The 26838-nt window shown below is 67.3% G+C and carries 28 protein-coding genes; 15 read left to right on the forward strand and 13 right to left on the reverse strand.

Features of this window, described 5'->3' with window-relative positions:
- Window positions 1–103: 103 nt before the first annotated feature.
- A complete protein-coding gene (locus tag AC5W7N_RS24480; protein WP_490725058.1) occupies window positions 104–1795 on the forward strand; it encodes a MerC domain-containing protein in 1692 nt (563 codons plus the stop codon).
- A gap of 9 nt (window positions 1796–1804) precedes the next feature.
- Window positions 1805–2176: a hypothetical protein gene (locus tag AC5W7N_RS24485; RefSeq protein ID WP_195021175.1), complete on the forward strand. Its 372-nt coding sequence runs from the start codon at window positions 1805–1807 to the stop codon at window positions 2174–2176.
- A gap of 16 nt (window positions 2177–2192) precedes the next feature.
- Here AC5W7N_RS24485 and AC5W7N_RS24490 read toward each other — a convergent pair whose 3' ends face one another.
- Entirely contained in the window at window positions 2193–2375 is a 183-nt protein-coding gene (locus AC5W7N_RS24490; protein WP_163814749.1) for a hypothetical protein, read from the reverse strand.
- Window positions 2376–2888: 513 nt separating this feature from the next.
- Here AC5W7N_RS24490 and AC5W7N_RS24495 point away from each other — a divergent pair.
- Entirely contained in the window at window positions 2889–4082 is a 1194-nt protein-coding gene (locus AC5W7N_RS24495; RefSeq protein WP_490725059.1) for an esterase/lipase family protein, read from the forward strand.
- A 648-nt stretch (window positions 4083–4730) separates the two neighbouring features.
- On the opposite strand, the gene AC5W7N_RS24500 is transcribed toward AC5W7N_RS24495, so the two are convergent.
- Both AC5W7N_RS24500 and AC5W7N_RS24505 read right to left on the reverse strand, forming a co-directional pair.
- The gene (locus AC5W7N_RS24500) at window positions 4731–6284 is read right to left on the reverse strand and encodes an acyl-CoA carboxylase subunit beta (protein WP_490725060.1); all 1554 of its coding nucleotides are present in this window, start codon (window positions 6282–6284) and stop codon (window positions 4731–4733) included.
- 148 nt (window positions 6285–6432) lie between these two features.
- Entirely contained in the window at window positions 6433–6579 is a 147-nt protein-coding gene (locus AC5W7N_RS24505; protein ID WP_163814752.1) for a hypothetical protein, read from the reverse strand.
- Between the two features lie 318 nt (window positions 6580–6897).
- On the opposite strand from AC5W7N_RS24505, the gene AC5W7N_RS24510 reads away from it, so the two are divergent.
- The 3 genes from AC5W7N_RS24510 (at window position 6898) to AC5W7N_RS24520 (ending at window position 9854) form a co-directional block, all read left to right on the forward strand.
- Window positions 6898–8121, forward strand: coding sequence for a serine hydrolase domain-containing protein (locus AC5W7N_RS24510; RefSeq protein WP_490725061.1), 1224 nt, complete (start codon window positions 6898–6900; stop codon window positions 8119–8121).
- Between the two features lie 47 nt (window positions 8122–8168).
- A complete protein-coding gene (locus AC5W7N_RS24515; RefSeq protein WP_490725075.1) occupies window positions 8169–9518 on the forward strand; it encodes a WS/DGAT/MGAT family O-acyltransferase in 1350 nt (449 codons plus the stop codon).
- A gap of 132 nt (window positions 9519–9650) precedes the next feature.
- Entirely contained in the window at window positions 9651–9854 is a 204-nt protein-coding gene (locus tag AC5W7N_RS24520) for a cold-shock protein (RefSeq protein ID WP_163814754.1), read from the forward strand.
- Here the strand turns inward: AC5W7N_RS24520 and AC5W7N_RS24525 are convergent.
- Window positions 9851–11950 (reverse strand): MMPL family transporter, encoded by a 2100-nt coding sequence (locus AC5W7N_RS24525; protein ID WP_490725062.1) that lies wholly within the window; start codon window positions 11948–11950, stop codon window positions 9851–9853. The two genes, AC5W7N_RS24520 and AC5W7N_RS24525, sit on opposite strands and share 4 nt — an antisense overlap.
- A gap of 62 nt (window positions 11951–12012) precedes the next feature.
- On the opposite strand from AC5W7N_RS24525, the gene AC5W7N_RS24530 reads away from it, so the two are divergent.
- Entirely contained in the window at window positions 12013–12525 is a 513-nt protein-coding gene (locus AC5W7N_RS24530; protein ID WP_490725063.1) for a MarR family winged helix-turn-helix transcriptional regulator, read from the forward strand.
- Window positions 12526–12744: 219 nt separating this feature from the next.
- Here the strand turns inward: AC5W7N_RS24530 and AC5W7N_RS24535 are convergent, their stop codons facing one another.
- Window positions 12745–13608 carry a MerR family transcriptional regulator gene (locus AC5W7N_RS24535; RefSeq protein WP_195007248.1) on the reverse strand — a complete coding sequence of 288 codons (864 nt, stop codon included), beginning with the start codon at window positions 13606–13608 and terminating at the stop codon, window positions 12745–12747.
- Window positions 13609–13824: 216 nt separating this feature from the next.
- On the opposite strand from AC5W7N_RS24535, the gene AC5W7N_RS24540 reads away from it, so the two are divergent.
- A complete protein-coding gene (locus AC5W7N_RS24540) occupies window positions 13825–14457 on the forward strand; it encodes a lipocalin family protein (RefSeq protein ID WP_490725598.1) in 633 nt (210 codons plus the stop codon).
- Window positions 14454–15818, forward strand: a complete 1365-nt coding sequence (locus AC5W7N_RS24545; protein WP_490725597.1) for a cryptochrome/photolyase family protein — start codon at window positions 14454–14456, stop codon at window positions 15816–15818. Before AC5W7N_RS24540 ends, AC5W7N_RS24545 begins: the two co-directional genes overlap by 4 nt.
- A 29-nt stretch (window positions 15819–15847) precedes the next feature.
- On the opposite strand, the gene AC5W7N_RS24550 is transcribed toward AC5W7N_RS24545, so the two are convergent.
- Together AC5W7N_RS24550 and AC5W7N_RS24555 are read right to left on the reverse strand one after the other, a co-directional pair.
- Window positions 15848–16327: a hypothetical protein gene (locus AC5W7N_RS24550; protein ID WP_280213336.1), complete on the reverse strand. Its 480-nt coding sequence runs from the start codon at window positions 16325–16327 to the stop codon at window positions 15848–15850.
- Between the two features lie 328 nt (window positions 16328–16655).
- The gene (locus tag AC5W7N_RS24555) at window positions 16656–17213 is read right to left on the reverse strand and encodes a TetR/AcrR family transcriptional regulator (RefSeq protein ID WP_163814759.1); all 558 of its coding nucleotides are present in this window, start codon (window positions 17211–17213) and stop codon (window positions 16656–16658) included.
- Window positions 17214–17288: 75 nt separating this feature from the next.
- Between AC5W7N_RS24555 and AC5W7N_RS24560 the strand changes: the two genes are divergently transcribed.
- Genes AC5W7N_RS24560 through AC5W7N_RS24570 form a run of 3 tightly spaced genes read left to right on the forward strand, consistent with a single transcriptional unit; the run spans window position 17289 to window position 20428 of the window.
- Window positions 17289–18887: an FAD-dependent monooxygenase gene (locus tag AC5W7N_RS24560; protein ID WP_195021185.1), complete on the forward strand. Its 1599-nt coding sequence runs from the start codon at window positions 17289–17291 to the stop codon at window positions 18885–18887.
- 42 nt (window positions 18888–18929) lie between these two features.
- Window positions 18930–19526: a TetR/AcrR family transcriptional regulator gene (locus AC5W7N_RS24565; protein ID WP_195021186.1), complete on the forward strand. Its 597-nt coding sequence runs from the start codon at window positions 18930–18932 to the stop codon at window positions 19524–19526.
- Window positions 19527–19540: 14 nt separating this feature from the next.
- Window positions 19541–20428 carry an alpha/beta hydrolase gene (locus AC5W7N_RS24570; protein ID WP_194991364.1) on the forward strand — a complete coding sequence of 296 codons (888 nt, stop codon included), beginning with the start codon at window positions 19541–19543 and terminating at the stop codon, window positions 20426–20428.
- A 204-nt stretch (window positions 20429–20632) separates the two neighbouring features.
- Here the strand turns inward: AC5W7N_RS24570 and AC5W7N_RS24575 are convergent, their stop codons facing one another.
- The 6 genes from AC5W7N_RS24575 to AC5W7N_RS24600 all read right to left on the reverse strand — a co-directional run bounded on the left by AC5W7N_RS24575 (window position 20633) and on the right by AC5W7N_RS24600 (window position 24854).
- Window positions 20633–21136, reverse strand: a complete 504-nt coding sequence (locus tag AC5W7N_RS24575) for a GNAT family N-acetyltransferase (RefSeq protein ID WP_195021187.1) — start codon at window positions 21134–21136, stop codon at window positions 20633–20635.
- A 22-nt stretch (window positions 21137–21158) separates the two neighbouring features.
- Entirely contained in the window at window positions 21159–21575 is a 417-nt protein-coding gene (locus AC5W7N_RS24580) for a DUF6463 family protein (RefSeq protein WP_194991366.1), read from the reverse strand.
- A gap of 206 nt (window positions 21576–21781) precedes the next feature.
- Window positions 21782–22738 carry an alpha/beta hydrolase gene (locus AC5W7N_RS24585; protein WP_495922270.1) on the reverse strand — a complete coding sequence of 319 codons (957 nt, stop codon included), beginning with the start codon at window positions 22736–22738 and terminating at the stop codon, window positions 21782–21784.
- A complete protein-coding gene (locus AC5W7N_RS24590; protein ID WP_195007247.1) occupies window positions 22719–23660 on the reverse strand; it encodes an NAD-dependent epimerase/dehydratase family protein in 942 nt (313 codons plus the stop codon). The genes AC5W7N_RS24585 and AC5W7N_RS24590 overlap by 20 nt, the downstream gene beginning before the upstream one ends.
- 1 nt (window position 23661) lies before the next feature.
- On the reverse strand, window positions 23662–24027 hold the full coding sequence (locus AC5W7N_RS24595) for a hypothetical protein (protein WP_280213331.1): 366 nt from the start codon (window positions 24025–24027) through the stop codon (window positions 23662–23664).
- 74 nt (window positions 24028–24101) lie between these two features.
- On the reverse strand, window positions 24102–24854 hold the full coding sequence (locus AC5W7N_RS24600; RefSeq protein WP_195021188.1) for an SDR family NAD(P)-dependent oxidoreductase: 753 nt from the start codon (window positions 24852–24854) through the stop codon (window positions 24102–24104).
- A 242-nt stretch (window positions 24855–25096) separates the two neighbouring features.
- Here AC5W7N_RS24600 and AC5W7N_RS24605 point away from each other — a divergent pair, with 242 nt between their 5' ends.
- The 3 genes from AC5W7N_RS24605 to AC5W7N_RS24615 all read left to right on the forward strand — a co-directional run bounded on the left by AC5W7N_RS24605 (window position 25097) and on the right by AC5W7N_RS24615 (window position 26771).
- Window positions 25097–25693, forward strand: a complete 597-nt coding sequence (locus AC5W7N_RS24605) for a TetR/AcrR family transcriptional regulator (RefSeq protein WP_163814767.1) — start codon at window positions 25097–25099, stop codon at window positions 25691–25693.
- 170 nt (window positions 25694–25863) lie between these two features.
- The gene (locus AC5W7N_RS24610) at window positions 25864–26346 is read left to right on the forward strand and encodes an RNHCP domain-containing protein (RefSeq protein WP_195021189.1); all 483 of its coding nucleotides are present in this window, start codon (window positions 25864–25866) and stop codon (window positions 26344–26346) included.
- A gap of 11 nt (window positions 26347–26357) precedes the next feature.
- On the forward strand, window positions 26358–26771 hold the full coding sequence (locus AC5W7N_RS24615) for an RNHCP domain-containing protein (protein WP_194991247.1): 414 nt from the start codon (window positions 26358–26360) through the stop codon (window positions 26769–26771).
- Window positions 26772–26838: the final 67 nt, after the last annotated feature.

Consider the following 26838-nt stretch of genomic DNA (forward strand, 5'->3'; position numbering starts at 1 on the left):
TCGGTGACCGCTGATAACCTCTGGGGCACAAGCGATTCACGTTCGTCAGGGGGCGAGGGATGAGCACACCGGCCACGCATCGGGATCGGTCGCCGAGGCCGCGATGAGCACACCCACCGACGAGCCGACGCGCTTCCTGGCGGCCGCGGTTCACCTCGACGACGCGCTGGCCGATGCACTGGTCGAGGAATATCTGGCGGAGCCGAAACGGGCCGTTCCGCCCTCGCCGGGAGTGGACGCCGTCACCGTGCTTCGCGAGGCGGCGGCAGCCCAGTGGCGGCGGCGCACCATCAACCTCGTGCTGGTGGCCACGCTCATCCTGACCACCGTGTTCTCGCCGATTCTGGTGCTCGTCTGGCTGATCGCCGGGCTCACGTGGCGGCTGTGCGCGGCGATCGTGGCCCGGTTGGCGCAGGGCAGGGGCGGGTCCAACTGGTTCCTCGCCGAGCGGCACCGGCGATGGTGGGTCACCGCGCTCGCCTGGTCGGCGCTCAGCGCGTTGTCGACCGCGCTGCCCTCGCTGGCCATGGAATCGATCGGCGAGCCGATCCTCACCACCCCTGATTCCGCCCTGTCCACCGTGTTCATGCTGATCACCCTCGCCCTGGTGACCGCGATGCTGTGCCTGCTGATCGCCCGGCACTATCTGCCGTGGCAGGTCGCCACCACCTGGTACGGCTACGGGCGATATCAACCGGACAGTCCACCGCGAGAGGCCGCCATCACCGCGAGCGCGCCGTACGCCGACCGGCTGCACCGCATCTCCCAGGATCAGCTGCGGCGCGCGCAGGACAGCTCGGGCGAGGTCGTGGTGTATCGCGGCCACAAACCGTTCGTCGGCGCGGGCGTCCGGGTCCGGTCCTGGTCGTCGGCGCTGGAACTGTATGCGAGCTCGGAGACCGCCGAGTCGGCCGATCCCACGCGCGCCACCGACCCGGTGCCGAGGTTCGAGCCCCGTGAGCTCCAGGAGTTCGTCACCGCAGATCTGAAAACACTGCGCAGATCGCCGACCCTCACCCCGGGCCGGCGCTTCGCCGAACTCGGCGTCACCAGCTGGGCCCTGCTCTCGCCGGCAGACCTGTTGCACAATCCGTCCGGGCGCGCGCTGCTCGGCCGGCTCGATGCCGGCGCGGAACCGGAGTTGAACGCCGAAGATTGGGCGGCACTGAGCAACGAATCACCGGAGTGGTTACGCTATTACCGCTGCTACCGGCTGGACGGCTGGGCGCGGCAACTCGCGGTATCGGGCTTTCTGCACGTCGGCTGCGAGGAGCGGATGCTCGTGCTCGAATGGCATGGATTCGTCCTTGCCCCGATCGCGCCCGAATTCCGCCGCGTCGATTCCCCGCCGAGCATGCTCGAACTACGCACACTGTGGGCCGCCGCGGGCGATCTGGCGTTGTTGCCCACCTCCGTGCCCGGCCGGATCGCCGATGTGATCCGTGGCGTGTCGGCGCGCCGCCGCGCCGGTGGCTCGTGGACCACGCCGGATCAGGCGGAGCAGGTCTTCGGAGCCGCCGCGAGCATCCGGGAACTCGGCGCGGGCGACGAACTCGCCAACCTGTTCCAGGAAACCGACTGCGACCGCTACCTCAAGATCCTCGAGCAGCGCACGCTGGATTCCGTGCATCGGTTCCTGCGGGAAAAAGGCATTGCCGCCAAGGGATTCGCCGACATGGTCCAGCAGATCAACAACTCGACCGTCATCAACAACTCGAACGTCATCGCCGGGAATATCGGCGGCATGGGCAATTCCGGCTCGGTGGGAGCCGGCGCCGGCGCTGCGACGAACTAGGAGGCCCTCATGTCAGATTCCTCGGTCAACATCACCGGCGGGCGGGTGGCCGCCGGAAACATCGGCGGCTCGGGCAACAACGGGCAGATCACCGGCCCGGTCGATCTGTCGGCAGGCGCGGAGACCGATCAGCTCGCCACCGCTCTCGCCGAACTTCGCGAGGAACTCGCCCGGCTGCGCGCCCAGCTGGCCGCGGCCCCGGATTCGGCCGCCGATGTCGACGATGTTCTCCAAGACCTCGCCGACCCGGAACCGGATATCCCGGCCGCCACCACCCGATGGGAGCGATTGCGCCGGCGCATCCCCGAGCCGTTGCAGAATCTCGACACCATTCAGCAGATCGTCGGCCTCCTGGAACAGGTGCGCGGACTGGCATCCTGATGCGGCCGTGACCTTTTCACCAGCCGGCCGCCAGTTGCATCCACACCAGCATCACCACCACGCTCAGCAGGCAGACCGGGCCGAGGGAGCGCTGCATCTTCACGCGGGTGGGACCGGGGGCCGCCCACACCACCCAGAGCGAGGTGGTTCCGAGTGCGGCGAAGGTCAACCAGGTCACCACTATGCCTGCGAGGTACATCCGGCTTCGCCCTCCTGTCCGGGCCCGGTGCTGCGCACGGCATTGCTCACGCGCCGTTGATATCTCGGCGCCGAGATGCGTCCGATTCCTCGCTCCGACGCGGCGGCGCGGACGCGTTCGCACCCTGACGATTTCACCGGGATGATCACCGTATCCGGTGCGATTCGCGGAAACGCGGGTAGCGATGAGCAATTGGACAGCTCACAGCGTGTGCTCTTCGAGAATTGTTTCCACACACATTGATCAGGCGAACCCGAGGCACGATCTATTTCATACAGTTCAGCAGAACCGCTGCTCAACGCCGGGAACAGCTGATACTCCGATGTTCTCGGACGACATCACACAAGATCCCGCCGCTGTGACTGTCCCCTGTGCCGAATGCCGGTGAACGTTTTTCGTGAAGTTTCCAGAGACCACGCTTCTTCCCGAGATGGCGCCGATTCCGCAAATACCGTTGGCGCAGTTTCGATGCCGTTGAATTCGCGGCGGCAGCGTTGTTCAGGAAGGCATGTGATGAGACGTAGTACCTCTGGCCGGTTGTGGCGTTCGGTGCTGGTGGCGGGCGCGGTGGCGCTGGCGTTGACGTCGGTGGGTGGTCGGGCTGCGGCTGCGCCGACGGAGCAGGATTTGGCCGATTATATTGCGGCGGGTCGGTCGGTGGCGGGGCCGGTGGCTGATTCGGGGTCGAGTTCGGGGTCGGCGTGTGATTCGGGGTCGGGTGCGGGTTCGGGTAATGGTTCTGGTGATTGTTACGGCGGGTCCGGGAGTAGTTCGGGGTCGGCGGGTGGGTATGCCTCCGACACGGTGGGGTGGGGTCCGGCGCAGACGTCGTGGCTGGCGGCATTCGCCTATGGGCTGGCCAATGGTGATGCGGCGCCGCCGGGGGCCAATGACTGGAATTGCAAGCCGACGCCCGAGCATCCGCGGCCGGTGTTGTTGATCCACGGCACGTGGATGAACGCCTACAACGGCTACGCCTATATGGGGCAGCCGATCAAGGATGCCGGGTTTTGCACCTTCACCTTCAACTACGGTCGCTCCAACCTGCTCGAGGGCGGTGGCCTGGGGTCGGTGCTGCCCGGGGTGATGGGCACCGGGTATATCCAGGATTCGGCCAAGCAGTTGGCGGTGTTCGTGGATCGGGTGCTGGCCGCCACCGGTGCCTCCGAGGTCGATATCGTGGCGCACTCGCAGGGTGGGTCGATGTCGAACTGGTACACCAAGTTCGAAGGCGGCGCGGCGAAGGTGAAGAACCTGATCACCTACGGCGCCACCCATCACGGCACCAGCCTGGACGGGATCGGCGCGCTGGGGCGTGCGATCAACAACCTGGGCATCGACATCCTCGGGTTCATCGAGATCTTCGTCGGGCATGCCGGGATCCAGCAGACCATCGGCTCGGACTTCGTCAACCAGCTCAACGCCAATGGGGACACCGTGGCGGGGGTGGATTACACGATCGTGGGTTCCCGCTACGACGAGATCACCAATCCCTACGACCTGACCTTTTTGAAGCCGGGTCCGGGGGCTACCGTCCGCAACATCACCCTGCAGGACGGTTGCGAACAAGACATCTCCGACCACCTGACCATGATGTATTCCCCCCGCGCGCTGTCGATCGCGTTGAATGCCCTGGATCCGGTGCAGTTCCCGCAACTGCAATGCACCTTCAACCCCTGGCTCATCGGCGGCGGCGGACAACTCTGACCACCCCCTAGACCGGCACCCACCGGACCGGATCGACACCGACTCCGGCCGGTCCGGTGGGAGCCCGGCCGCCGCCCGCACCCGAAACCGGTGACCCGCGCCGGTTCCGTCCGACGGCCGGCGGATGCCCATCGAGCGGCTCAGGCCCTGCCCGCTCGGTGGGCATACCCATATCCGTGGCACGTTGCGATCGACGGCAGGCCATCCCCGGGCGGTGCCACGGGTGCGATTTCCAGCAAACACGATCTGCCGGCTACGGAAAGGCCACTACGTTCCAGGGCATTTCAGCGCATCGCAGGATCCACTGTCGGCCCAACGGCATTCACGACGCGATTGCGCTGGTCGAGCCAGCAGGTACCGCGACTGGTCAGGCCAGACGCCACCTACGGCAAGACCCTCACCGACCGGCCGACGAGCATCCGCCCCGGTCTCGTAGTGGCTCGACCCGGTCCACCGCCCGCAGGTCCCGCCGGAACCATCCGCGCTGCCTGTGCACAGGACCGCGATGGGATCGAGGGGCGCGGCCGTGGCGCTCGCTGGGACCACCGCGGCCGCACCGGATAGCAGGGCGGCGACGACCGTCACCGTTCGATGCCCGAATCCGGCCATGACGTACGTCCTGAACTGGCCGCACGAGCGGCCGTGTCTTCACATCGGATACAAGCTGTGCTTGCGCGGGTTGAACTCCGCCGCCGCGGCCTTGTCCTGCAGCAGGCGCAGTGCGTGCCGCAACTCCAGGCGGGTGGTGGACGGTTCGATGACGGCGTCGATGTAGCCGCGCTCGGCGGCCACCCACGGCGTCGCGACGGTGGCGTTGTACTGCTCGATCATGAACTCGCGCACCGCAGCCCGCTGTTCGGGCGGCACCTGTTGCAATTGCCTGCGCCCGGCGATGTCGACGGCGCCCTCGGCACCGATCACCGCGATGCGGGCGGTCGGCCAGGCGAAGCTGACATCGGCGCCGAGCTGCTTGCACGCCATGAACCCGTACGCGCCGCCGTACACCTTGCGCACGACCAGATTGATGATCGGCACGGTCGCCTCGATGATCGCGCGCGGCACCCGGCCACCCCGGATGATGACGCCGTTGCGTTCCTCCTCGACGCCGGGCAGGATCCCCGGCGTATCCACCACGAAGATCAGCGGCAGCCCGAACGCATCGCACAACCGGATGAAGTAGGTGGCCTTGTCCGAGCAGTTCGCATCCAGCGCACCACCGAGCACCAGCGGTTGATTCGCCAGCACCCCCACCGGGCGGCCGTCGACCCGGGCGAAACCGGTGATCAGGTTCGGGGCATGGGCCGCCCGGATCTCGTGGAAATCACCGTCGTCGAAGATCCGCAGCAGGATCTCGTGCATGTCGTAACCCTCGCGATCGGAGTCCGGAATGATCGACTCCAATTCGAGGTCATGCATGGTGATCTCGGGCTCGAGACCGGGGTTGACGATCGGCGGCTGCTCCACACAGCTCGACGGCAGATAGCTCAGATACTTACGCGCCCAGTCGAAGGCGTCCTGCTCGGTCTCGCACACCTGATGGATCACACCGTTGCGGGCCTGCACCTCGGCGCCACCCAGTTCCTCGGCGGTGACATCCTCACCGGTGACCGCCTTGATCACCTCGGGGCCGGTGACGAACATATGCGCCTTCGGCGTCGCCACCAGCACATCGGTATTGATCGGCCCGTACACCGCACCCGCCGCGCATTTGCCCAGCATGATCGACACCTGCGGCACGAAACCGGACAGCCGTTCCTGGCAGCGGCTCATATGGGCGAACCAGGCCAGGGAGGCGACCGCGTCCTGGATCCGCGCCCCGCCGGAATCGTTGATCGTCACCACGGGGCAGGCCTTCTCGAAGGCGAAGCGCAAGATATGGGTGAGCTTGCGTCCGAACATCTCACCGACCGAACCGCCGTACACGGTCTGGTCGTGTGCGATCACCACCACGGGCCTGCCGTCGATGCGGCCGTGGCCGGTCACCACGCCGTCGCCGTACATGGCGTCGGGGTCACGCGGATTACGTACCAGCCCGCCGATCTCGGCGAAGGTCCCCGGATCCAGCAGCGCCTGCACCCTGGACCGCACGCTGGGGATGCCCTTCTGCGCACGTTTGGCGATCCCGGCGGCACCCGCCGGCTCCGCCGCGACGGCCAGCACCTCGCGCAATCGGTCCAGCTTCGTTTCGGTGCCAGTCGTCATCCGGATATGCCTCTCGCCGTGCAGTGGTCCGGCCGAAGATAACCGGGCAGGCACACGAGTTCGGCGCTGTGCGGCGCAGTCTGGACACACTCACAGCGTCAGCGGATCAACCACTGGCGATATGACCAAAAAAGATGTGCGCGTCGGCTCAGGATCCGCTGTCGCCGCGGCGCAACCGCTGGGCCGCCGCGACGGCTTCCTGCTTGGAGAACCCGTCCGCCATCCATTCCGAGTCCACATACCAGGCTCGCCAGGTCCCGTCACCACGCTGTTCGGTCCGCAAACTCTGGTCCATGGCAATCACCCGGGACTCCCCTGTCTGGTCGTCGGTCATCGACCTCGCGGTCGATCTGAGGCGGACCAGACCCTACAGCCCGAGCGCGGCAAGGGCACGGATTCGGTGGTGCGGCGGCCCGGTTGTAATACAACCGGCATGGAGCCTCGCCCAGCCACCGGCACCCGGCCTCGGCCGATCGACCGATCTCCGGGCCGCGCCGCGCCGACGCTCCGATGACACACACAGGCCGCCGTGTCCTGAACGATGTCCAGTATCGTGGATGGGTACTGCTGTCTCACGGCTGCGTGCGGCGGTATGACCCGAAGGATGCGAACAATGCTCGAACCCATTCGACCCATCTCAGGCGGCTCCACCGTTCGCGGCGCGGCCGACCCTGGATACCGCAGAGCGGTCACCGCATTCGCGCGGTTGTTCGCCGGGGGCCGCGGGGGCGGTGCGCTGGCGGTCTACCATCGCGGAATTCCCGTGGTGGACATCTGGACCGGAATCGCGGATGCCGACGGCAACGAATGGCAGAAGAATACCGGCGCCGTCTCGTGGTCGACCACCAAGGGCATCACCGCGACCGTTGTGCACCGCTTGGCCGCGCGCGGCCTGATCGACTATCGCGCCCCGGTCGCGGAGTACTGGCCCGAATTCGCCGCCAACGGCAAGAAAGCCATTACCGTCGCGGAAGTACTCAGCCATCGCGCCGGGCTTTCCCGCATCGGCCCCTTGGCCAGGAACACCACCGAGATGCTCGACCACGTCGCGATGGAGGAGCGTCTCGCCGCCGCACGGCCCGATCGGTTCCGTGGCCTGCCCGCCTACCACGCGATCACCTACGGCTGGCTGGTCGCAGGCATCGCGCGCGCCGTGACCGGCAAGGGAATGGCCGAGCTGTACCGCACCGAATTGGCCGAACCGCTCGGCATCGACGGGTTGCACCTGGGAGCACCGCCCGCGAGCAGTGATGTCTCCGTGGCGACGCTGTCCGGCTCGTCGCTGCCGCTCGGCCTCCCGAACGCCGAGCAGATCCTGCGGACCACCACCCGATTCATCGGCCCGGGAACAGGATTCATCCGATCGATCTACGCCGCGGGCATCGCCGATCTCGCCGCCGGGCCCGAGGCGCCCATCCTGCGCAGCGAAATGCCCGCCGCCAACGGCGTGTTCACCGCGCGTGCGGTCGCGGCGGTCTACAACCTGCTCGCCACCGACAACGCACTGCTGTCGCGGCGACGGGTCCGCGCGGCCTCGCGGATCCAGACCTACCTGCCGGACCGCAACCTGCTGCTGCCGATGGGCTGGCGTCTCGGTTATCACTCATGGCCCATTCCTGGCGCACCGGGCGGATTCGGCCATATCGGACTCGTCGGATCCGGCGGATGGGTCGATCCCGACAATGAGCTGGCCGTCGGCTTCGTGCACAACTGGCTACCCGAGGCCACCAAGCTGCCACGCGACCAGCTGATTCTTGCCCGGCTGCTCACCCCCATCGTCCGTGCGGCCGCCGCACCGGCATCCGAAGACAGGTCCAGGCAAGCGAAAGCCGGGTGATCGGCGCCCCGCCGCGCCGCGCCCGGAGGTAGTGAGGAGCCGCGATGATCGACCTGATCGCACCGACCGACGCGATCTTCCTGCTGAACGAATCGCGCGAGCACCCCATGCACGTGGGCTCGCTCCAGCTGTTCGAGCCGCCGGAAGGCGCAGGGCCGGATTTCGCTCGGTCGATCCATCAGCGGCTCGTCGACTCGCCGGTGACCGATCCGACGTTCCGCAAACGTCCGGGCCGGATCCTCGGCGGCATCTCGAGCCTGGCCTGGACCCACGACGACGAGGTGGACCTCGACTATCACGTGCAGCGGGCGGCCCTCGCCTCTCCCGGCCGGGTGCGTGAATTGCTGGCGATGACCTCGCGTTTGCACAGTGGGCTGCTCGACCGGCATCGGCCGCTGTGGGAACAGCATCTCATCGAAGGGCTCGACGACGGCAGATTCGCCGTCTACACCAAGGTGCACCACGCGTTGATCGACGGCGTCGCGGCCCAGCGACTGCTGCGGCGTACCCTCACCACGGACTCCTCGGACACCGAGATCCGGACGCCGTGGAACCTGCCGAGGCGTTCGCGGTCCGGCTCGTCCGGCGGCCGTTCCCGCGCCACCGACGCCGCCCGGACGATCGGGAAGCTCGCGCCGTCGACCGTGTCGCTGATTCGCTCGGCGCTCACCGACCAGCAGCTCACGCTCCCGTTCGCCGCACCAGACACCCTCTTCAACGTGCGCATCGGCGGTGCCAGGCGATGCGCCGCCCAATCGTGGCCGCTGGACCGGATCCGCGCGATCAAGGCCGCGACCGGGGCGACCGTCAATGATGTTGTGCTGGCGATGTGTTCGGCCGCGCTGCGCACCTATCTGCTGGAACACAACGCACTCCCCGATACCCCGCTGATCGCCATGGTTCCGGTGTCGCTGCGGACCGAGAGCGAAGCCGACAGCGGTGGAAACATCGTCGGAACCATCTTGTGCAATCTCGCGACGCACAGCGCCGACCCGGCCGAGCGCCTGGAGATCATCAGCGCCTCGATGCGGGAAGGCAAACGGCTGTTCGCGGAGATGCCGAGAATCCAGGCCTTGGCGGTGTCGGCGGTGATGATGTCGCCGCTGGGGCTGGCGAGCCTGCCCGGTTTCATCTCGATGACGCGCCCGCCGTTCAATATCGTCATCTCGAACGTGCCCGGCCCCGAGCAACCCATGTACTACTGCGGGGCGCGGATGGACGGCAGCTACCCGATGTCGATCGTGCTGGACGGGCAAGCACTCAACATCACCCTGTCCTCCAATGCCGGCAACCTCGACTTCGGCATCGTCGGCTGCCGCCGCAGCGTGCCGCATCTGCAACGGCTACTTGCGCATCTCGAGACCGGGCTCACCGAGCTCGAACACGTCACGGCGTGATGTCGCGACGGCACAGTCGAGGCTGTTCGACCGTGCCGCCGCGCGGCGTCCTCGGCAGCTGTGCCATGCTGGGTGACGAGTACGGGTTGTTCACGTGATCGCTCGGCTCGCAACAGGAAGCAAAAACAAAGTATGTCGCAAGGCAGTGTGAAGTGGTTCAACGGCGAAAAGGGCTTCGGGTTCATCGCGCAAGATGACGGCGGTCCCGACGTTTTCGTCCATTACTCCGAGATTTCCGGCTCCGGCTACAAGTCCCTCGAAGAGGGCCAGCGGGTCGAGTTCGAGGTCGGGCAGGGCCAGAAGGGCCCGCAGGCCCAGAGCGTCCGCGCCATCTAGGAGCGTTCAGCCCAGGAACCCGCGCCGCGGCGCGGGTTTCTTGCTTTCCGGGCCTCTCCCGGCATGCTCGGCCACCAGATGCGGTCCCCGATTGTGGCGAAGACGGCCGGGATGATGATCGTGCGCACGATGAAGGTGTCGAGCAGGATGCCGAGACCCACCACGATGCCGAGCTGGGTGAGGGTGATCAGCGGCAGCACGCCGAGCACACAGAACACGGCCGCCAGCACGAGCCCGGCGCTGGTGATGACCGTGCCGGTGGTCGAGACCGCACGCACGATCCCCTGTGTCGTCCCGTGCCCTGGCGTCTCTTCGCGAGCGCGGACCACCAGGAAGATGGAGTAGTCCACGCCGAGCGCCACCAGGAACAGGAAGGCGAACAGCGGCACATTGGTGTCGATGGCGGGAAATCCGAACAGGTGCACGCTTGCCCAGCTGCCGAGTCCGAGCGCGGCGAGCGCGCTCAGCACCGTCACCGCGACCAGCACCAGTGCCGCCGGGATCGCCCGCAGCAGTCCGATCAGGATGATCAGCACCGCCACCAAGATGAGCGGCATGATCACTGCGCGGTCCCGGCTCGCGGCGTTCCGGGTATCGAGGGCCTGGGCGTCGCTGCCCCCGACGAGGGCGTCGGCGTCGGGTATTCCGGCCAGGCGTTCGCGCATCGACTCGATCCGATCGAAGGCGCGTTCGGACTCCGGGGCCGCATCGATCACCACCGCCCAGCGGGTCAGCCCGGTATCGGCGGTGCCGGTTCGGGTGACCCGCTGCACCCCAGGCGTCTCCGTCAGCACCTGCTCCGCCCGCGCCGCCGCGGCCGAACGCGCGACGACGACCGCCGGATCGCCGGTGCCTGCCGGAAAGTGCGCGGCCAGGGTGTCGAAGCCGGCCACCGACTCGGCCTGCACCCGGAACTGCTCGGTCTGCGAGAGCCCGATATCGACGGTGAACAGTCCGGCCGCACACACCACCAGTGCCGCCGTCGCGCCGGTGGCCACGACAGCACGGCGCTCGACCACCCGCGTCGCGATCGAATGCCACACCCCGGTTTCGGAGCGATCGGGACCACCGGCCTCCGGAACAAAGGGCCAGAACACCTTTCGTCCGCACAGCGCCAGCGCGGCCGGCAGCCCGAACAAGACGAACAGCACGACGACCAGCAATCCGGCCGCTGCCGACGCACCGAGGCTGCGCGTGCTCGGCACCGAGGCCAGCAGCAAGATCAGCAGCGCGGAGACGACGGTGAGGTTGCTGGCGAGAATGGCGGGCCCGGCCCGGCGGCACGCCTGCCTGAGCGCGCGCCGATGGTCCGGTTCCCGCCGTAGTTCATCGCGGTAACGCGACACCAGCAGCAGCGCGTAGTTGGTGCCCGCCCCGAACACCAGCACGCTGGTGATGCCCGAGGTGGAGCCGTCGAAGCTGAGGCCGGTCAGTTGCGCGAGCGCCGTGCCGACGCTGGTGGCCACCCGATCGGCGAGGCCGACCACGAGCAGCGGTATCAGCCACAGCACCGGTGACCGGTAGGTGACGATCAGCAGGATGGCCACCACGATCGCGGTCACCGCCAGCAGGGTGGCGTTCGCGCCGGAGAACGAATCGGCGATATCGGCGCCGAACGCGGGCCCACCGGTCACCTGGAGCTGCAGGGCCTCGGGCAGGCCGGTCGTGGAAACCGTACGCAGACGTTCGATCTCGTCGGTGAGCGCGAACCCGCTCAGCTGCGCGGATACCGGGACACCGCCGATCGCGGCGGCGCCGTCGGGTGAGGTGATCAGCCGGACGTCGCTCGGCTCGGCCGACGTCGCCCGCGCCACCGCCGCACGCGCGGCGGACAGATCGGCCTCGCTCAGCGCGGCGCCGTCGGCGCGGGAGACCACGATCACCGCCGAGGCCGAATCGGCGTCGGGAAACTGCGCCAGCGCCTGTTCGATCTGCGCGGACTGGTTACCGTCGGGCAGCGAATTCGGTGCTTCACCTGCGGACTCGTTCTCCCCGACCGCACCGATCACCCCGATCGCGGCAATCGCCAGCACCAGCAGCAACCACCATGACCTGCGCGAGCTGACCGTCGCGGCGTACCGGCTCCAGATATCCACAGGCGAACCCTCTCAGATTCTTAATATTTAAGCAACAGAGGTTCTGCGGCTAGGCTGTGCCCGTGGATCAGAAGCGACGCGCGCCCGAGCACCGAGGCGACCCCGAGCGGCCGGCGATCGAAACCGAGATCGGCTCCGACCTGCGCGCGCTCACCGCGGTCTCCGAACAGCTCGGGCACGTCTTCGCGCGGTCGAACAATCTGCGGCCCAACGACTTCCGGGCCTTGCTGCACATCGCGACCGCCGAGTTCGAGGGCGTCCCGCTCACTCCGGGGCGGCTGGGCAGACTGATGGGCATGTCCTCGGCCGCCGTCACCTATCTGGTCGAGCGCATGATCGACACCGGGCACCTGCGTCGCGACGCCGACGACACCGACCGACGCAAGGTCCTGCTCCGCCACGACGAGCAGGGCCGGTCCGCAGCCGAGGACTTCTTCATTCCGGTGGGCACGCGGACCAGGGCGGCGCTGGCCGAATTCTCCGACGACGACCTCCGAACCACCCATCGCGTGCTGATAAGCGTCATCGCGGCACTGCGCAACCACCTCGACGAAGTGACCGCACCCGATCGGTGAGGTTCCCGCTCGATCGCCGTCCGTCGTCAACCGGTGCCTCATCGCGACCTGCCGTGGCCGGATCGTCGGCGCCGCGTGCGGTTCGGCGCGAGATCGACTGTCATCACGGTCCCTCGATCCGGATTCGTCACGCGTTGCCGTGGGAGGTACGCAACGATTATGCATCGTTTTCTCGGATGAAGTCGAGCCCTCGCTACCGGGACAACCGGCCAGGCCGGCTCAGGCGTCCGCGTCGAGGATCCGGTCCACCGCGTCGGCGAGTCCGGACAGGCTCTGCGCCGATTCCGGCAGAATCGCCGACTCCCAGCCCGGACCGCCGACGAATACCCGCGCACCGGTCGCGCCCGCGGCGCGAATCGCCGAGATCAAAGCGGTCGACTCCTGCTGGGACCACAGCACGACGGCGGGCGGGCGATCGGTGCGGGCGAGCGTATCGGTGAGCGCCGCCGTCGGGACGTTCGCGCCGAGCATCCGCACCCGTACACCACGTTCGGCGAGCGCGGCGCGCAGCGCTTCCAGCGGCAGCACATGGGTTTCGCCGCTGGTGCAGGCCAGCACCGCGGACTGCGGGCGCCGCGCGCCTACGGAGGGCGGCAGGTAGGTGTGCAATGCGGCGGTGATCGACCACGACAGCAGATGCTCGACGTCGACGCAGCCCTCGCCGCCCAGCTGACGTGCCACGATCTCGGCGAATGCGGGGCGGCACAGCAGTTCCCAGGTGTCGATGACGCCGAAGGTTTCCAGGTGTGTGGCCAGCAGATCGGCCATGGCATGGGTGTCGAGTTCGAAGGCCGCGTCTAGCAGCGCCGCCCAGCCGCCGCGCTCCGGCGCGGTGCGCCTGCCCGCGATCGAGGCCGCCGCACTCGACGGGCTCGCGCCCGCGCGGATCAGCGCGAGCATCTGCTCCAGCAGGGCGATATCGGATTCGCTGTAGAGACGATGACGCCCTGGCTCGCGGGCGGGCCCGATGCCGTACCGCTGGTTCCAGCTGCGCAGTGTCGCCGTCGGGATGCCGAGGCGTTCGGCGACCACCCGCACCGGATAACCGGGCGAGTCGGGAGCGGGAGTCGGGCCGGCGAGCATGCAGATCATTCTGCCCCGACGACGCGTGCGGCTCGCCGCCCGAGAGCCGCACGCGCGAGGCCCGGAGCGCACCGCGCGGTGGCCCCGGAGCCGCGCACCGGGACCCGCGAACACGGCAAGCTGACGACGCCGCGCGGCCATGTTCCCGTGATGCATCGTTTATGCATCTTTTCATGTAACGTTGATGGGAACAGGACAGAACGCGAGGAGTTGCGAATGAAGTCGTGCACCACGACCGGGCGCACGCCGATGGCGATCCTGCTGGCCGGATTCGCGGCCGCGATGGCCCTCGCCGTACCGGCGCAACCGGCGTCGGCCGGCCCGCTACCGAGCCAGGTCGCCGGGCCGGTGCCGGTACCCGCTCTCGACGTGCAGCGTTACCTCGGCACCTGGCGTCAACTGGCCGCGGTACCGCAGCCGTTCAACCTGTCCTGCGCCCGCGACACCACCGCCGAGTACGCGCTCGACGCCCGCGGTGACATCTCCGTGCACAACTCGTGCGTGACCTGGACCGGCGAGCTGAACGAGATCCGCGGCACGGCAACGGTCAACGATCCGCAGACCAATGCGCAACTGCATGTCAGCTTTCCCGGAGTACCCGGGCAGGATCAGCAGCGCGGTGCCACCAACTACATCGTCACCGCCCTCGCACCGGACTATTCCTGGGCGCTGGTGACCGATCCGACGCGACTGTCCGGCTTCGTGCTGGCCCGCGCGGCCGGCCTCGACGCCGCGACCTGGGATCAGGTGCGTGCCGCGATCACCGCCGCCGGGCAGAGCCCCTGCCTCTACCTGACCTCGCCGACCACCGGCGGGATCAGCGACGTCACCCCACTGTGCCTGCGATGAACGAGCCGGCCGAGACTACGGGCACGTCTCGCACCGGGGCGAGCCCCTCGATCGCCTTGTTCACTCGTGATCTACGGGTGGAGGACAATCCCGTCCTCGCGGCCGCCCAGCGCACCGGGTCCGCGGTGGTGCCGCTGTTCGTTCTCGACGAGGACATCATCACCCGTTTCGGCGCGGCCAACCGGTTACGTTTCCTGCTCGCCGCCCTCACCGAACTCGACGCGGAATTGCACCGTGTCGGTAGCCATCTGGTGATTCGCCGCGGTGATACGGTCACCGAGACCGTGCGGCTGGCCGAGCAGATCGGGGCCGCGCATGTGCACGTCGCCGCCGACGTCAGCGCCCACAGTGCGCGCCGCGCCCAGCGCCTGCGCGACCGGCTCGATCAGGACGCCCGCACCCTGCACACCCATGGCGAATCGGTGACCGCGGTGGATCCGGCCGCCTTGCGCCCCTCCGGTGGCGGTGATCATTTCGCGGTCTTCACCCCGTATTTCCGGCATTGGATCGACGACCACCGCCGCGTCCCCATCTCCTTGCCCGCCCAGCTCACGACACCCGATGTGCCCACCGACCAGCTACCGACCGTCGCAGAGCTCTGCCGAGAACCCGGCTCCCCGCAGCTGAACGTCGGTGGCGCGACCACCGGCCGAAAGCTACTGCGGCAGTGGAGCTCTGGCGCTGTGCGCGACTACGACCGGCTCAGCGACGCGCTCGACGCGGACGCCACCTCCCACCTGTCCCCCTACCTGCATTTCGGATGCCTGTCGCCGGCCCAGATCCTGTCGTCGACCGATCTGCGCACCGACGGTGGCTATGCCTTCGCCCGGCAACTGGCCTGGCGGGACTTCCACCATCAGGTACTCGCGGCGCGACCGGATGCCGCCTGGGCCGATTACCGGGCCCGCGCCATCACCTGGCGCGCCGACCCCGAAGCCGTGCGCGCCTGGCAGCAGGGCCGCACCGGCTTCCCGATCGTCGACGCCGGGATGCGTCAGCTACTCACGCAGGGCTGGATACCGGGGCGGGCGCGGCTGATCACGGCGAGCTTCCTCAGCACGACACTGCGCATCGACTGGCGGATCGGCGCGCGCCATTTCCTGCACTGGCTCGTCGACGGTGATCTGGCCAACAACCAGCTCAACTGGCAGTGGGTCGCAGGCACGGGCACTGACACCCGCCCCAATCGGACCCTCAACCCGCTACGGCAGGCCGCCCGCTTCGATCCCGACGGCGATTACGTCCGGCGCTGGATACCCGAGCTGGCCGAGCTGCCCGGCGCCGCGATCCACCGCCCCTGGCGCCACGGCGTCGACCTCGCCCGCTATCCCGCGCCGATCGCGGAGTGCGCGGGCATGTAAAGCGACGGTCCAGCCGATCGACGCGGTGCTCACGCCGCCGATGTACCGACCCCACCGATGCGAGTAGTGACGTCGCGCAGGCAACGGGTGCCGCAGCGGCCGCGGTCCCAGCGGAACTGCATCTCCGTCCAGAAACCCTCACCGCTGATGCCCGGCCGGGAACGCACGGTCGCCGAAGGGGCGAGCGCGTAGACGATCTGCCAGTCGAGATCCTGCGCATCGCCGGGCGGAACCGAATGGGTGGCAGCGCCCAGCTGCACGTGCACAACGCTTGCGCTGGAAGTGATCTCGCAGTGCACCACCGCGGCATCATCGGTGCTGCCGACCAATTCGGTGGCCATCTCGTTCACCACGAGGCCGATGGCATCGACGTCATCGGCCTCGAAAGACTCTGTCAGAGCCACGGTTTCAGCGATCGACTGCAAGGTCGCCGCCGCGTCCGGCCGCGCCGGCAAGCCGAGGCTCACTGCCGCGGCGGCGATCGGTGTGTTGTCGGAATCAGGATCCATTCTGCGCACCTTTCGATCTCGCGGCCGTCCCGTTCGGGCAGCGCAATACCTGGCCGACCGACCCGACCCGGGCTATCTCGTGTCGAAATGACGCATGGTCAACGCCACTACGATGAGCAGAACACTGGGCACCAGCAACACCACGATCGCACTCGTTATCACCGCGGGCCACCCCACTCGACCGGGGACGCCACTGCAACCAGGCGCTCGCGGAGAACGAACCGATCCCGCAGACCGGCAGCTGAACCACAACTCTGCCTCGCCATCATCAATGGTTTGTACCCGACCGGTAGCGAACGCAAACCCCGAGCGCACCCCACCGCCTCCGCTATTCGAAGAAGCCGCGCAGCACGGCGCTCGCCGCCTCGGCGGTATCCATCGCGGGCACATCGAGAGTCAGGCGATCGAAGGCAATGCCGGTGAGCAGGGATGCGATCGCGTCGACCTGCTGGTCGGTCGCGCGCGGGTAGGCGGCTCGGATCCGGGTGGCACGTCTGCGGACGGTGACCGCGCGGAGTTCGCGCATCGTCGCGGCCAACTCGGCATTTCGGCTCGCTTCCAGCGACAGTTCGAACCGGGCCAGATAACGGTTCCTGGCCGCACCCGTGCCCGCATCACCGGCTGCGGCCAAGTAGTCCGCGACGTCCTCGGACCTCGCCTCGTCTTGCGGGGAGTCCGGCTCGGCTTCGAGTTGAAGATCGAGGATGCGACGGGCGATGGCCTCGTACAGCGCCGCCCGGGTCGGGAAATAGTTCGAGGTGGTGCCGATGGGTACGTCCGCGGCGGCATCGATGGCGCGATGGGTGACCTGCGCCAGGCCGTGCTCGTCGATCAACGCCAACGCTGTGTCGGCCAACAGGGCACGGCGCTCACTTTTCTTCGGCATCCCTTGAGATTACTACATCGTAGTATTACGTTGTAGTACAACGATGTTGTGAATACGAAAATGAGGTGGGAATCCATGCCGGACAATGACGTTCAGGAGACCGAGGTCCTGATAGTGGGAGCCGGGCCGACCGGCCTGTGCTCGGCCATCGAGCTGGCCAGGCGCGGGGTGCACCACCGGCTGATCGACCGCAATGACACCCCGGCCCTCGGGTCACGAGGCAAGGGACTCCAGCCACGAAGCCTGGAAGTACTCGACGATCTCGGCGTGGTGGACGCGATCCGCTCCGCGGGGGTGATCGGACTGCCGTTGCGTGTGCACCAAGACCACAGGCTCACAGTGGAGTTGGCGACGGCCGGTTCCGGACCGCGGCCCGGTGTGCCGTATCCGGATCTGCTGGTGATCCCCGAATGGCGGGTAGAACGGTTACTGGCGCAGCGACTGCACGAAGTGGGCGGCGAGGTGTCGTTCGGACGCGCGCTGAGCTCGTTCCGGCAGGACGACGATGGAGTCACTGCCGAACTCGATACCGGCGAGGTGATCCGCGCGCGTTTTCTGGTCGGTTGCGACGGCGGGCATTCCACGGTGCGCAGACAACTCGGGATCGGCATGCACGGGCGCACGCATGACGACCAGTACTTCCTCGTCGGCGATGTCTCGATCGAGGGGCTCGACGACGATGCCGCCTACGCCTGGTTCGGCATGGACGGCAGCTACCTGGCGGTTTCCCCCTTGCCGCAGGCCGAGGGGGCATGGCAGTTCCAGGCCAACGTCGTGCCGGGGCCGGACGGGTCGATCCCTGAGCCCACGCTGGACGTTTTCCGCGAGTTGTGCGCCGCGCGAACCGGCCGTGCGGATATTTCACTGAGCCGCCCGACGTGGTTGTCCCGCTATCGGTTCAACGCCCGCATGGTCGACCGCTACCGGCACGGGCGAGTGTTCCTGGCCGGCGACGCCGCCCATGTGCACTCCCCCGCGGGCGGGCAAGGCATGAACACCGGCATCCAGGATGCCTACAACCTCGGCTGGAAACTCGCCGCCGTTCTCGACGGCGCGCCGAGCGCCCTGCTCGACAGCTACGAACTGGAACGAATCCCGGTCGCCGCCAAGGTTCTTGCCGACAGCTCCCGCGGTTTCGAGTCGGTGTTCGCTCTGCGCGGGGTGCGACGAGCGCTCCGAGACCATGTGCTCTTCCCGGTGCTCAAAAGGCCCGCTGTGATGGGTAGGCTCCTCGCCAGGACCAGCCAGCTCGGCATTTCCTACCCCGAGTCCCCACTCACCGTCACCACCACAAGGCCTCATCGAGGCCCAGGCCCCGGCGACAGGGCACCGGACGCTCGCGGTGTCGACGTCGGCGGCACACCGACACGGCTGTTCGACGTTCTGCGCGGAACCCACTGGACCCTCCTCGGTTTCGGCGCCGACTCGATCCAGGCCTTCGATGGCATCGACGGCGTGAACGCCGCACGCGTCCGCACCTGCCTGATCCTCGATCCCTCGACCCGCCCTCCATCAGCAGCCCCGCAGTTGCTGATCGGCGCCGAAGCCGAGCGGATATATCGCGCCGACTCCGGCACCCTGATCCTCATTCGCCCTGATGGATATATCGCGGTGCGCACGCACACCGGCGCGACGATCTCCGATTACCTCCACCGGCTGCACTCGGGCGATTGACCGACCGACGGTCGGTCTGTACCGTCGGTTATGGAGGTGCACATGCGGGAGGTCAAGAAGCCCGAGGTGCGCAAGGCGGAGATCGTCGACGCGGCTCTCGCCCTGTTCACCGAATTCGGATTCGAGAAGACCACGGTGGAAGCGATCGTCGGGCGGCTCGGGGTCGCGAAGGGGTGTTTCTACCACCACTTTCGATCCAAGAGCGACGTGCTGGAGGAATGCGTCACCACGCTGGCACGGCGGATGGAACGCGACTATCTGAATATCATCGGCGACCGCACGGTCGCGCCGGGGCGACGCCTGGTGGCCTATCTCGATTACAACTACGAGCTGGCCGCGGCGCCCGCGTCCGCAGGGTTCCTCGCCGATCTGCACACCCGATCGTTCGACGACGTGCACAAGAGGGTGACCGGCGAAGTTGTGGCCGCACTGTTGCCGGCGATGACGCGCCTACTGGAAGACGGTGTGGCGGCGGGCGAATTCGATGTCACCGATGCCGAATCGACCGCGGTGGCGATACTCGGCGCGCTCACCGGACTACACGAGTTCTACGCCGGCCGGCCTGAACTCGACCTGGCCCGGCACCGGCGCCATGTGCTCGATCTGCTCGGACGAATCCTTGCTACCGAACTGGCTTGAACAAGGAGCGATGTATGGACGTGATACGAGTCGAATTCCGTTCCGGGGGCACCGAATGCGCGGCGACCGTGTATCGCATGAAGCGGGCAACGGGGCTTCCCGGCGTCGTGCTGTGCCCCGGGTTCGGTGGCACTCAGGACACACCGTCGATCGAGGCGGCCGCGCGCACCTTCGCGGCAGCCGGCTACATCGCGGTCACCTTCGACTACCGGAACTTCGGAACGAGCCACGGCGAGCCACGGCAATTGGTCGACATTGCCGGGCAGGTGGCCGATATCCATGCGGCCACAGCCCTGACACGTGGGCTCGATGAGGTCGACCCGAATCGGGTCGCACTATGGGGAACCTCGCTCGGCGGGGGCCATGTCGTCACGGCAGCGGCCGACGACTCACGAATCGCGGCCGTGGTCGCCCAGATACCGTTCAACGGATTTCCCAAGAAGGCCGCGGGACGCTCTCGAAAGGCGACCTTCGCGTTGTTCAGCGCCATGATGCGCGATCGTGTGCGTGGCTGGACCGGCCGGGCACCGTATTACGTTCCCGCGGTCGGTGAGACCGGCGAACTCGCCGTGATGACGGGGCCACAAGCGTCCCAGACCATTGCGGCCATGCACAGCGCCACATGGGAAAACCGGGTGGCCCCGCGAGCCCTGTTCGACATGATGCGCTACAAGCCGGAAACCTGTGCGCACCGGCTCACCATGCCGCTGCTGGTCTGCGTCGGCGAATTCGACAACGAGACAACCGAATCCGACAGCAGTCGGCTGGCCGAGGTGGCGCCGAGCGGATCGCTGCGACGGTATCCGTTCGGGCACTTCGACTTCTATCGCCCGGACGCCCGAACCGAGGTCCTCGCGGATCAACTAGAGTTCCTCGACAACGTGCTACTCCGCACCGCCTAAAGCGCCGGCGTTCGCCGTCGGGCCACTGCCGTAGCCGGCGGAGGTCAGACGGGTTCGAGATCGCCGGGCGTCCAACTCTGGTCGAAGAACCCGGTGTTGATCGCACAGATACGCCTGCACCGCGCGCTGGATCGCAGCTCCACGGTGAGCACGCGCGCCATCTCCGCCGGTGGCGTACCCGCCGGCGAAGTCGGCTCCAGGCCGCTACCGATCGGGCATCGCGGTGCTGAACCGGGCCGTGCTCCCATCACCGCCGACACGGTGCAGTCCGGCCTTTTCCAGGACGCGGATGGAGGCCGGGTTCGACTCGTCCACATCGGCGTACACCGTGCGGACCCCTGGTGCGGTCAGCGCGAAGGAGACCATCGCCCGAGCGGCTTCGGCGGCATATCCTCGGCCGCGCCGTGACGTGACGATGCCGTATCCGAATTCGAGGGCGCCGTCGTTCGGCGGCCACAGCAGACTGATACTGCCGACGACCAAGCCGGACGACCGCTCGACGATCTGCCGGTGCCCCTCGCGCGTTCCGGCCTCCTGCTGGGCGATCACGCCGGCGATCACGCGATCTCCCTCGGCCGGGAAGTCGTCCACCCAGTCCGCCCGCCGTTCGCCATCGGCGACGGCGGCGAGATCGTCAGCGGGCCATTGCCGTAGACAGAGGCGGTCGGTGTGCAGCACTGCCCCGGATAGCGAGAAAATTGATGACATGCGACGCTCCAATGTCTCTGGTTCAGCCGGCGCGAACGGATAGTGCGGCCTCGTTTCCGGGCCCGTCATGACGAGCACGGCGGGAGCCGGCCAGGAGCAGACCGGCGACGACCAGGAGGACGAGCAAGGGCGAGGGGCCGCCGACCGCGACGGTGATCAGGGTCCAACCGGCGACCAGCCAGGCGAGGAACGCCGGCGGTGTGATGCCGCGCCGGTCCAGCCACAGCACCAGCAGGCCGATCATGAGGAACGGGACGCCGAAGCTGAATATCGTGTACCACAGCGTGGCTTCGGCGTAGTCCATCGCATTGGCTTCCGCCGTCCATCCCGTCCCGTCGAGCCATGCTTGCCCGTGGGTGGGGGCCGACTCGATGAGAGCGCCCGTTGTGTGGCCGATTCCGGGAAACAGCACTATGAGCCAACCTGCCCACTTGATCATGTGAACTCCTCGTTCTGGATATGGAACTCCCCGGCTCCGCCGGGTACACACGGCGCGTCTTTACACCGCCGCGTTCGCACCGATTCACTCATGTATACGGTGCCGTATATTTGAGCTTAGGTTATACATACGGCGCCGTATACATCGAGCTTCCTGAAAGGAATCACACCGGACGAGATGAAATTTCGGGCGTCGTGTCCCCGGAATCAAGCGACGAGGTGGCGGCCGAGAAAATCCAGGACGAGTTCGGTGTAGCGCTGTCGCGCGAGCTTCAATCCCTCCAGATGCCCGGCGCCGGGCAATACCTCCACCTGGAAACCGGTGTACCGGGCCGCCAGAGCCTGAACGGCTTCCGGAGTGGTGATCTGATCGTTTTCGCCGCAGATGAAGAGCGCGGGTACCTGCGCAGCCGTGGGCGACACCCGTGGCGGCCATTCGACACCGAGCAATGCCTGCGCTGTCGCCGTCATCGCCGACCTGGTGGCGGCGCCGGCCCGACCACGGGCGAATACTCCCGGCACAGGCAGCGGCCCCGCTGCCAGGAAGCGTTCGAACAGGGCGCGTCCGTCATCCACCGGCCCGCTATCACAGATGATCGCGTCCACGGCGAAGTCCGGACGGGTCAACGCGTGTACCGAAGGGAAGGTGGAGAACGAGAAGCCGAACAGTGCGATCCTCGCGTCACGAAACTCCGCCATCGCACGCAGCGCCGCGACGACCTCGACGATATCGGTGGTGAAATGCTCTCCGAGCCTGCGGAAACCGCGGTGATAGCTGCTCGCCCCATGGTTGCGGTGATCGAACAGGCACACCGTGTAGCCCGCCTCGTGGAGCAACTTCGCATGGGCAAGGGAAGCCGATTTGCTCAGCCCTATGCCGTGCCCGAGCACGACGACGCGGTCCCGCGCACCCGCGCACAGCCACACGTGAATCCGCCCCGTCGGGGACACGTCGACGATTCGCTCTGTCGCCGCAAGTTCGACATCCTCCGGTCGCCGGTGGTGCGGGCGGCGCGGCGGATGATACATCCGAAACCCCAGTGCCACACCATAAGCCGCTCCGGCCGGAGCAACAAGGGTGGACATCAGCTTCCTACTATTCGAGCTCACAGCGAGTTCCTTCCCGGGCAGACGGGTCGAACGTTCATCGGATCTGGTAGTCATCCACATCGAGTGCGGCCAGCCCCTCGTGGCAGCTGGCGTATCGAGGTGTCCAGCCGAGCTCCCGTTTCGCTTTCTCATTCGACAATCGGATGCTGGTGCCGACCATGAGTCCGTACAGATAGGGAGCGGGCCGTAGCAGCCAGCCGGGAATACGCCGCGGTTCGGGAGCATCGGATGCCCGCGCGATCGCGCGAATGTAGTCATCGAATCCGAGGGGGCAGTCGTCGGCGACGTTGTACGCTTCGCCGCCGCGACCCCGCTCGAGCGCGGCGACGGTCGCCGCGGCCGCATCGAAGATGTGGATAGGCGAGGTGATGCCTGCACGTGCGGGTACCGGGAGCCTGCGGGCGCGAGTCGACGCGGCGAAACGCCGGGTAGTGGGTTCCGGTCCGTAGAACAGGCCGTAGCGCAGCGCGATACCGTCGATTCCGCGTGCGGCGAAGACCTGATCCTCGTTCGATCGCATCGACCGCAGGTGACGATCGAAAGCCGAACCGTCCGGCCGGCCGAACAAATGCTCCTCGGTGACCGGCTCGCTACCGTGATCGCGGTAGCCGTAGCCGAGAAAGAAAGATTGAGTGAGGAACCGCCGCGCCCCCACCGCCGCGGCCGCGAGCAGCAGATGCGAGGTGCCGATGTCACGCAATGCGTTGGTCTCGTCGAGCCGGCTGTGCGTGATCGGCATCCGGCTGAGCGCGGTGGCCTGGTGGATCACCGCGTCGGCGCGATGGCCCGTCAGCGCCGTCAGCAGCCCGTGCTCGTCCAGCACGTCGGCCACCACCGGTTCCGCGCCGATCGCCGTCAGCCGGTCCGCGCCCTCGGGCCGGCGACATAGGCCGATCACCGAATGCCCTGCGGCGATCAACTGCTCGGTCAAGGTCATACCCAAGGTGCCGGTCGCGCCGGCGACGATAACTCTCATCTCACTTCTCCTTACGCTGTTCGAGGATTCGCAAGCGCACGCCCAGCGCCGCGATCGCGATCAGGGAGACGGCTCCCAGCGTCCAGAAATCCGAACTGTTGCCGCCGAGGTCGGCATCCATCGCGTGGTTGATCGCATGGAAGGTATTGGCGAATGCGAAACCGAACAGCACGACAGCCAAGGCATCCGGCCATCGCAGCGCGCACAGCATCATCAGCCCGATCCCCAGCTGGAACACGCCCGCGTCGTGCAGGAAGTGCACGTGATTGGGCCAGTTCGCCCATTCGGCGAACCCCGCCGGGTCCACCCGCATCCACCCGCCGAACACCACCATCGTCGCCGAACAGAGGATCGTCGCGATGACCACGAAGCGCCTGGAAGAACCGAGCCGGTGGCCGCGGACGGACACAGTCGTGGCTCGCGGCTGTGCTGGTTCCGCGCTCATGACCGCCGCACCCCCAGTCGCACAGCACCATCGAGCCGCATCGTTTCGCCGTTGAGCATGGCGTTGTCGATGACGTGGGCGACCAGTGCGGCGAATTCGTTCGGCACGCCGGGCCGGGCGGGATGCTGCGTGGCCGACAACGAAGCCCGCTGTGCGTCATCGGGCAGTCGGCCGAACATCGGAGTATCGAAAATGCCGGGCGCTATGGTCACCACGCGAATGAGTGCCGGGGCGAGATCCCTGGCGGCGGTCAAGGTCATTCCGGCCAGACCTGCCTTGGCCGCGACGTAGGCGACCAGTCCGGCAGGAGCATCCGTCCCGGCGATCGAACCGGTATTGATGATCACTCCGCGTTCGCCTTCGATCGGCTCGAGGTCTGCCATGCGAGCAGCCGCCAGCCGCAGGAGATTGAACGCGCCGACCAGGTTGACCCGTATCACCTCGGCGAACTGCTCGATGGGCAAGGGGCCGTCCGCATTCAGCGTCGAGCCGACGCGATCGACGCCCGCGCAGTTCACAACCGCTCGCAGGTGGCCGAGTTCGCGCGCCCGGTCCAGCGCCGACGCGACATCGCCGTCGGCACAGATATCGCCTGGGACATGGTGGATTCGGCTCTCGCCGCCGCCGGCGCCCGCGTGGGTGTCGAGCACGACGACCGTCGCCCCCGCCCGGGCAGCTCGGTCCACCACCGCCAGGCCCAAACCCGAGGCGCCGCCCGCGACCAGGACGACCGATCCGTCGATCTTCATCGCGGGGACCTCCTCGGCCCGCCCGGGCTCGTGTCAGTTGTCATCGTTGTCCCTCTCCGCTGGGGGTTCGTCAGAGGCGCGTTCGTCGTCGCCGTGGGGGATGGATGAGCCCGGCGGGCGGTGGTCTCGCGCACCGACGACCGAGCTCTATGTCAGCCAACATAGCCTGTGCTGAATAGTCGGTCAATGGCTGCCTAGGCTAGGCTTGCGTCGCCGGAACCCTGGAAGGACGGACGAACGACATGGCCGATCGACGTGCCGAGACCACACGGGAGAGCCGCAGGCTGCTGATCGAGGCCGCCGCCGGCCTCTTTGTCGAAAAGGGCTATCAGCAGACCACTTTCGCTGATGTTGCGGCCCGTTCCGGCGTGAGCCGCGGCTCGATCCCGTGGCATTTCGGCAACAAGGAAGGACTGCTCGCAGCGGTGCTCGACGACGCGGGCAACGCGCTGCTGGCCGGACCAGGCGAACCGTCCGGCGACGGCTCGCCGAACCCGACCGACGATCTACTGGCCGGCGTCAAGCAGCCGGCGATCGCGAAGATGTCTTTGCTCTTCGTGGCCTTGTTCGCCGAAGCCGCGAACCCGGACTCCCCCATCCACGACAAGTACGCGGGTTTGCATGAACAGCTGCGTGAGATTGCCGAGCGATGGGTCGACGCGCACGTTCACCTGCCCGACGGCGTGCGGCCCGACGGCTTGGCCACCATCTTGATCGCTGCCTCTATCGGCATACACCTCCAGGCCACGATGGCTCCTGAGCTCATCACCGTCGAGGACATGGTCGAGCAACTCGAAGCGCTGATAAAACCGCTACTCATCGAACCACCACGCCGATGACCGCCCTCGCACCGAATTCCGGGCGTAGGACCGCTGAGAAATTCGCTGGCACCCTCGCGCGCCCGCGGCCTACAGTGCTCCATCGACCCGTCGAACCACAACGTTCCGACTTCGGAGGATGAGGATGTCTACCCCCTGGATGGCGCCGAGCGCGCCTCACCGAATGACCGATGCCACTACCGCCCAGGCCCGGCCTGCGCGGTAGCCCGCCATCCATCGAGGCGCACTCGGCCGGCTCTCGCTGTTTCTCTTTCGTCTCAGTCAGGAGCTACCGGGTGTCCGACACCACCACACACAACAACCCGAGTCCGGCACAACGGACCGGCACCTTCACCTGCCTCCGATGCGGGCTCGTCGTAGCCGTACTCGCGCCGGATGACAGCAGGCGCAATCACTGCCCGAGCTGTCTGCATTCCAGGCATACCGTCGATCATCGGGACAGCGGCCGTTCCGATTGCGGTGGCCGGATGGCGCCGCTGTCCATCGCGGCGCTGCGGACCGGGCACTGGGCCATCGTGCACCGCTGCGCCCGGTGCGGCGAGCTGTCGCTCCATCAGATCACCACCGATGACAATCAGCTGATCCTGATGCGCCTGGCCGTGCGTCCGCTCGCGGAGCCGCCGTTTCCGCTCGAAATCTTCAGCGAGCTGTGAGGACATCGGCGATGCCGCGCAGAAACACCACACGACGCCATCGGCAGCGCGCCAAGGATGTGCTGCACGCGACCGACACCGGGTCATCGGCCGGTACGTTCCGCTGTGTGCAGTGCCGGTTCGATGTTCCTTTCGCCGCACCGGGTACCGCACATCGCAATCACTGCCCGCAATGTCTGACCAGCCGGCATGTCGACCGCAGGCGGCCCGGCGACAGGGCCGAGCCGTGCCGGGGCCGGATGACGGCGATCAGCATCTCGGTGCGCGACAGTGGCGAGTGGGCGCTCATTCACCACTGCCTGGCCTGTGGTGCGGTGCGCTCGAATCGCATTGCGGGCGACGACAACGCCCTGGCGTTGATGCGAATCGCGGTGCGCCCGCTGGCTGATTCGCGTGCCGGAAGGCGGGCCATGCTCGCACTGTAACGCCGCCGCGGGGGGCCTCCCGGGGAGGGCGTGGGGGGTGTGTTTGAGGTGTTTTGGTCTTCGCGCG

The organism is Nocardia sp. CDC519 (assembly GCF_059509835.1).

Bases quoted from the DNA above. Each gene is read 5' to 3' on its own strand.
- AC5W7N_RS24545 (WP_490725597.1), top strand. From the start codon at position 14,454: ATGAACGAGCCGGCCGAGACTACGGGCACGTCTCGCACCGGGGCGAGC.
- AC5W7N_RS24585 (WP_495922270.1), bottom strand. From the start codon at position 22,738: ATGACTACCAGATCCGATGAACGTTCGACCCGTCTGCCCGGGAAGGAA.
- AC5W7N_RS24485 (WP_195021175.1), top strand. From the start codon at position 1,805: ATGTCAGATTCCTCGGTCAACATCACCGGCGGGCGGGTGGCCGCCGGA.
- AC5W7N_RS24480 (WP_490725058.1), top strand. From the start codon at position 104: ATGAGCACACCCACCGACGAGCCGACGCGCTTCCTGGCGGCCGCGGTT.
- AC5W7N_RS24535 (WP_195007248.1), bottom strand. From the start codon at position 13,608: ATGCTCGCCGGCCCGACTCCCGCTCCCGACTCGCCCGGTTATCCGGTG.
- AC5W7N_RS24490 (WP_163814749.1), bottom strand. From the start codon at position 2,375: ATGTACCTCGCAGGCATAGTGGTGACCTGGTTGACCTTCGCCGCACTC.
- AC5W7N_RS24600 (WP_195021188.1), bottom strand. From the start codon at position 24,854: ATGAAGATCGACGGATCGGTCGTCCTGGTCGCGGGCGGCGCCTCGGGT.
- AC5W7N_RS24495 (WP_490725059.1), top strand. From the start codon at position 2,889: ATGAGACGTAGTACCTCTGGCCGGTTGTGGCGTTCGGTGCTGGTGGCG.
- AC5W7N_RS24610 (WP_195021189.1), top strand. From the start codon at position 25,864: ATGCCACTACCGCCCAGGCCCGGCCTGCGCGGTAGCCCGCCATCCATC.
- AC5W7N_RS24615 (WP_194991247.1), top strand. From the start codon at position 26,358: ATGCCGCGCAGAAACACCACACGACGCCATCGGCAGCGCGCCAAGGAT.
- AC5W7N_RS24505 (WP_163814752.1), bottom strand. From the start codon at position 6,579: ATGGACCAGAGTTTGCGGACCGAACAGCGTGGTGACGGGACCTGGCGA.
- AC5W7N_RS24605 (WP_163814767.1), top strand. From the start codon at position 25,097: ATGGCCGATCGACGTGCCGAGACCACACGGGAGAGCCGCAGGCTGCTG.
- AC5W7N_RS24550 (WP_280213336.1), bottom strand. From the start codon at position 16,327: ATGGATCCTGATTCCGACAACACACCGATCGCCGCCGCGGCAGTGAGC.
- AC5W7N_RS24520 (WP_163814754.1), top strand. From the start codon at position 9,651: ATGTCGCAAGGCAGTGTGAAGTGGTTCAACGGCGAAAAGGGCTTCGGG.
- AC5W7N_RS24575 (WP_195021187.1), bottom strand. From the start codon at position 21,136: ATGTCATCAATTTTCTCGCTATCCGGGGCAGTGCTGCACACCGACCGC.
- AC5W7N_RS24555 (WP_163814759.1), bottom strand. From the start codon at position 17,213: ATGCCGAAGAAAAGTGAGCGCCGTGCCCTGTTGGCCGACACAGCGTTG.
- AC5W7N_RS24500 (WP_490725060.1), bottom strand. From the start codon at position 6,284: ATGACGACTGGCACCGAAACGAAGCTGGACCGATTGCGCGAGGTGCTG.
- AC5W7N_RS24570 (WP_194991364.1), top strand. From the start codon at position 19,541: ATGGACGTGATACGAGTCGAATTCCGTTCCGGGGGCACCGAATGCGCG.
- AC5W7N_RS24560 (WP_195021185.1), top strand. From the start codon at position 17,289: ATGCCGGACAATGACGTTCAGGAGACCGAGGTCCTGATAGTGGGAGCC.
- AC5W7N_RS24540 (WP_490725598.1), top strand. From the start codon at position 13,825: ATGAAGTCGTGCACCACGACCGGGCGCACGCCGATGGCGATCCTGCTG.
- AC5W7N_RS24565 (WP_195021186.1), top strand. From the start codon at position 18,930: ATGCGGGAGGTCAAGAAGCCCGAGGTGCGCAAGGCGGAGATCGTCGAC.
- AC5W7N_RS24580 (WP_194991366.1), bottom strand. From the start codon at position 21,575: ATGATCAAGTGGGCAGGTTGGCTCATAGTGCTGTTTCCCGGAATCGGC.
- AC5W7N_RS24510 (WP_490725061.1), top strand. From the start codon at position 6,898: ATGCTCGAACCCATTCGACCCATCTCAGGCGGCTCCACCGTTCGCGGC.
- AC5W7N_RS24590 (WP_195007247.1), bottom strand. From the start codon at position 23,660: ATGAGAGTTATCGTCGCCGGCGCGACCGGCACCTTGGGTATGACCTTG.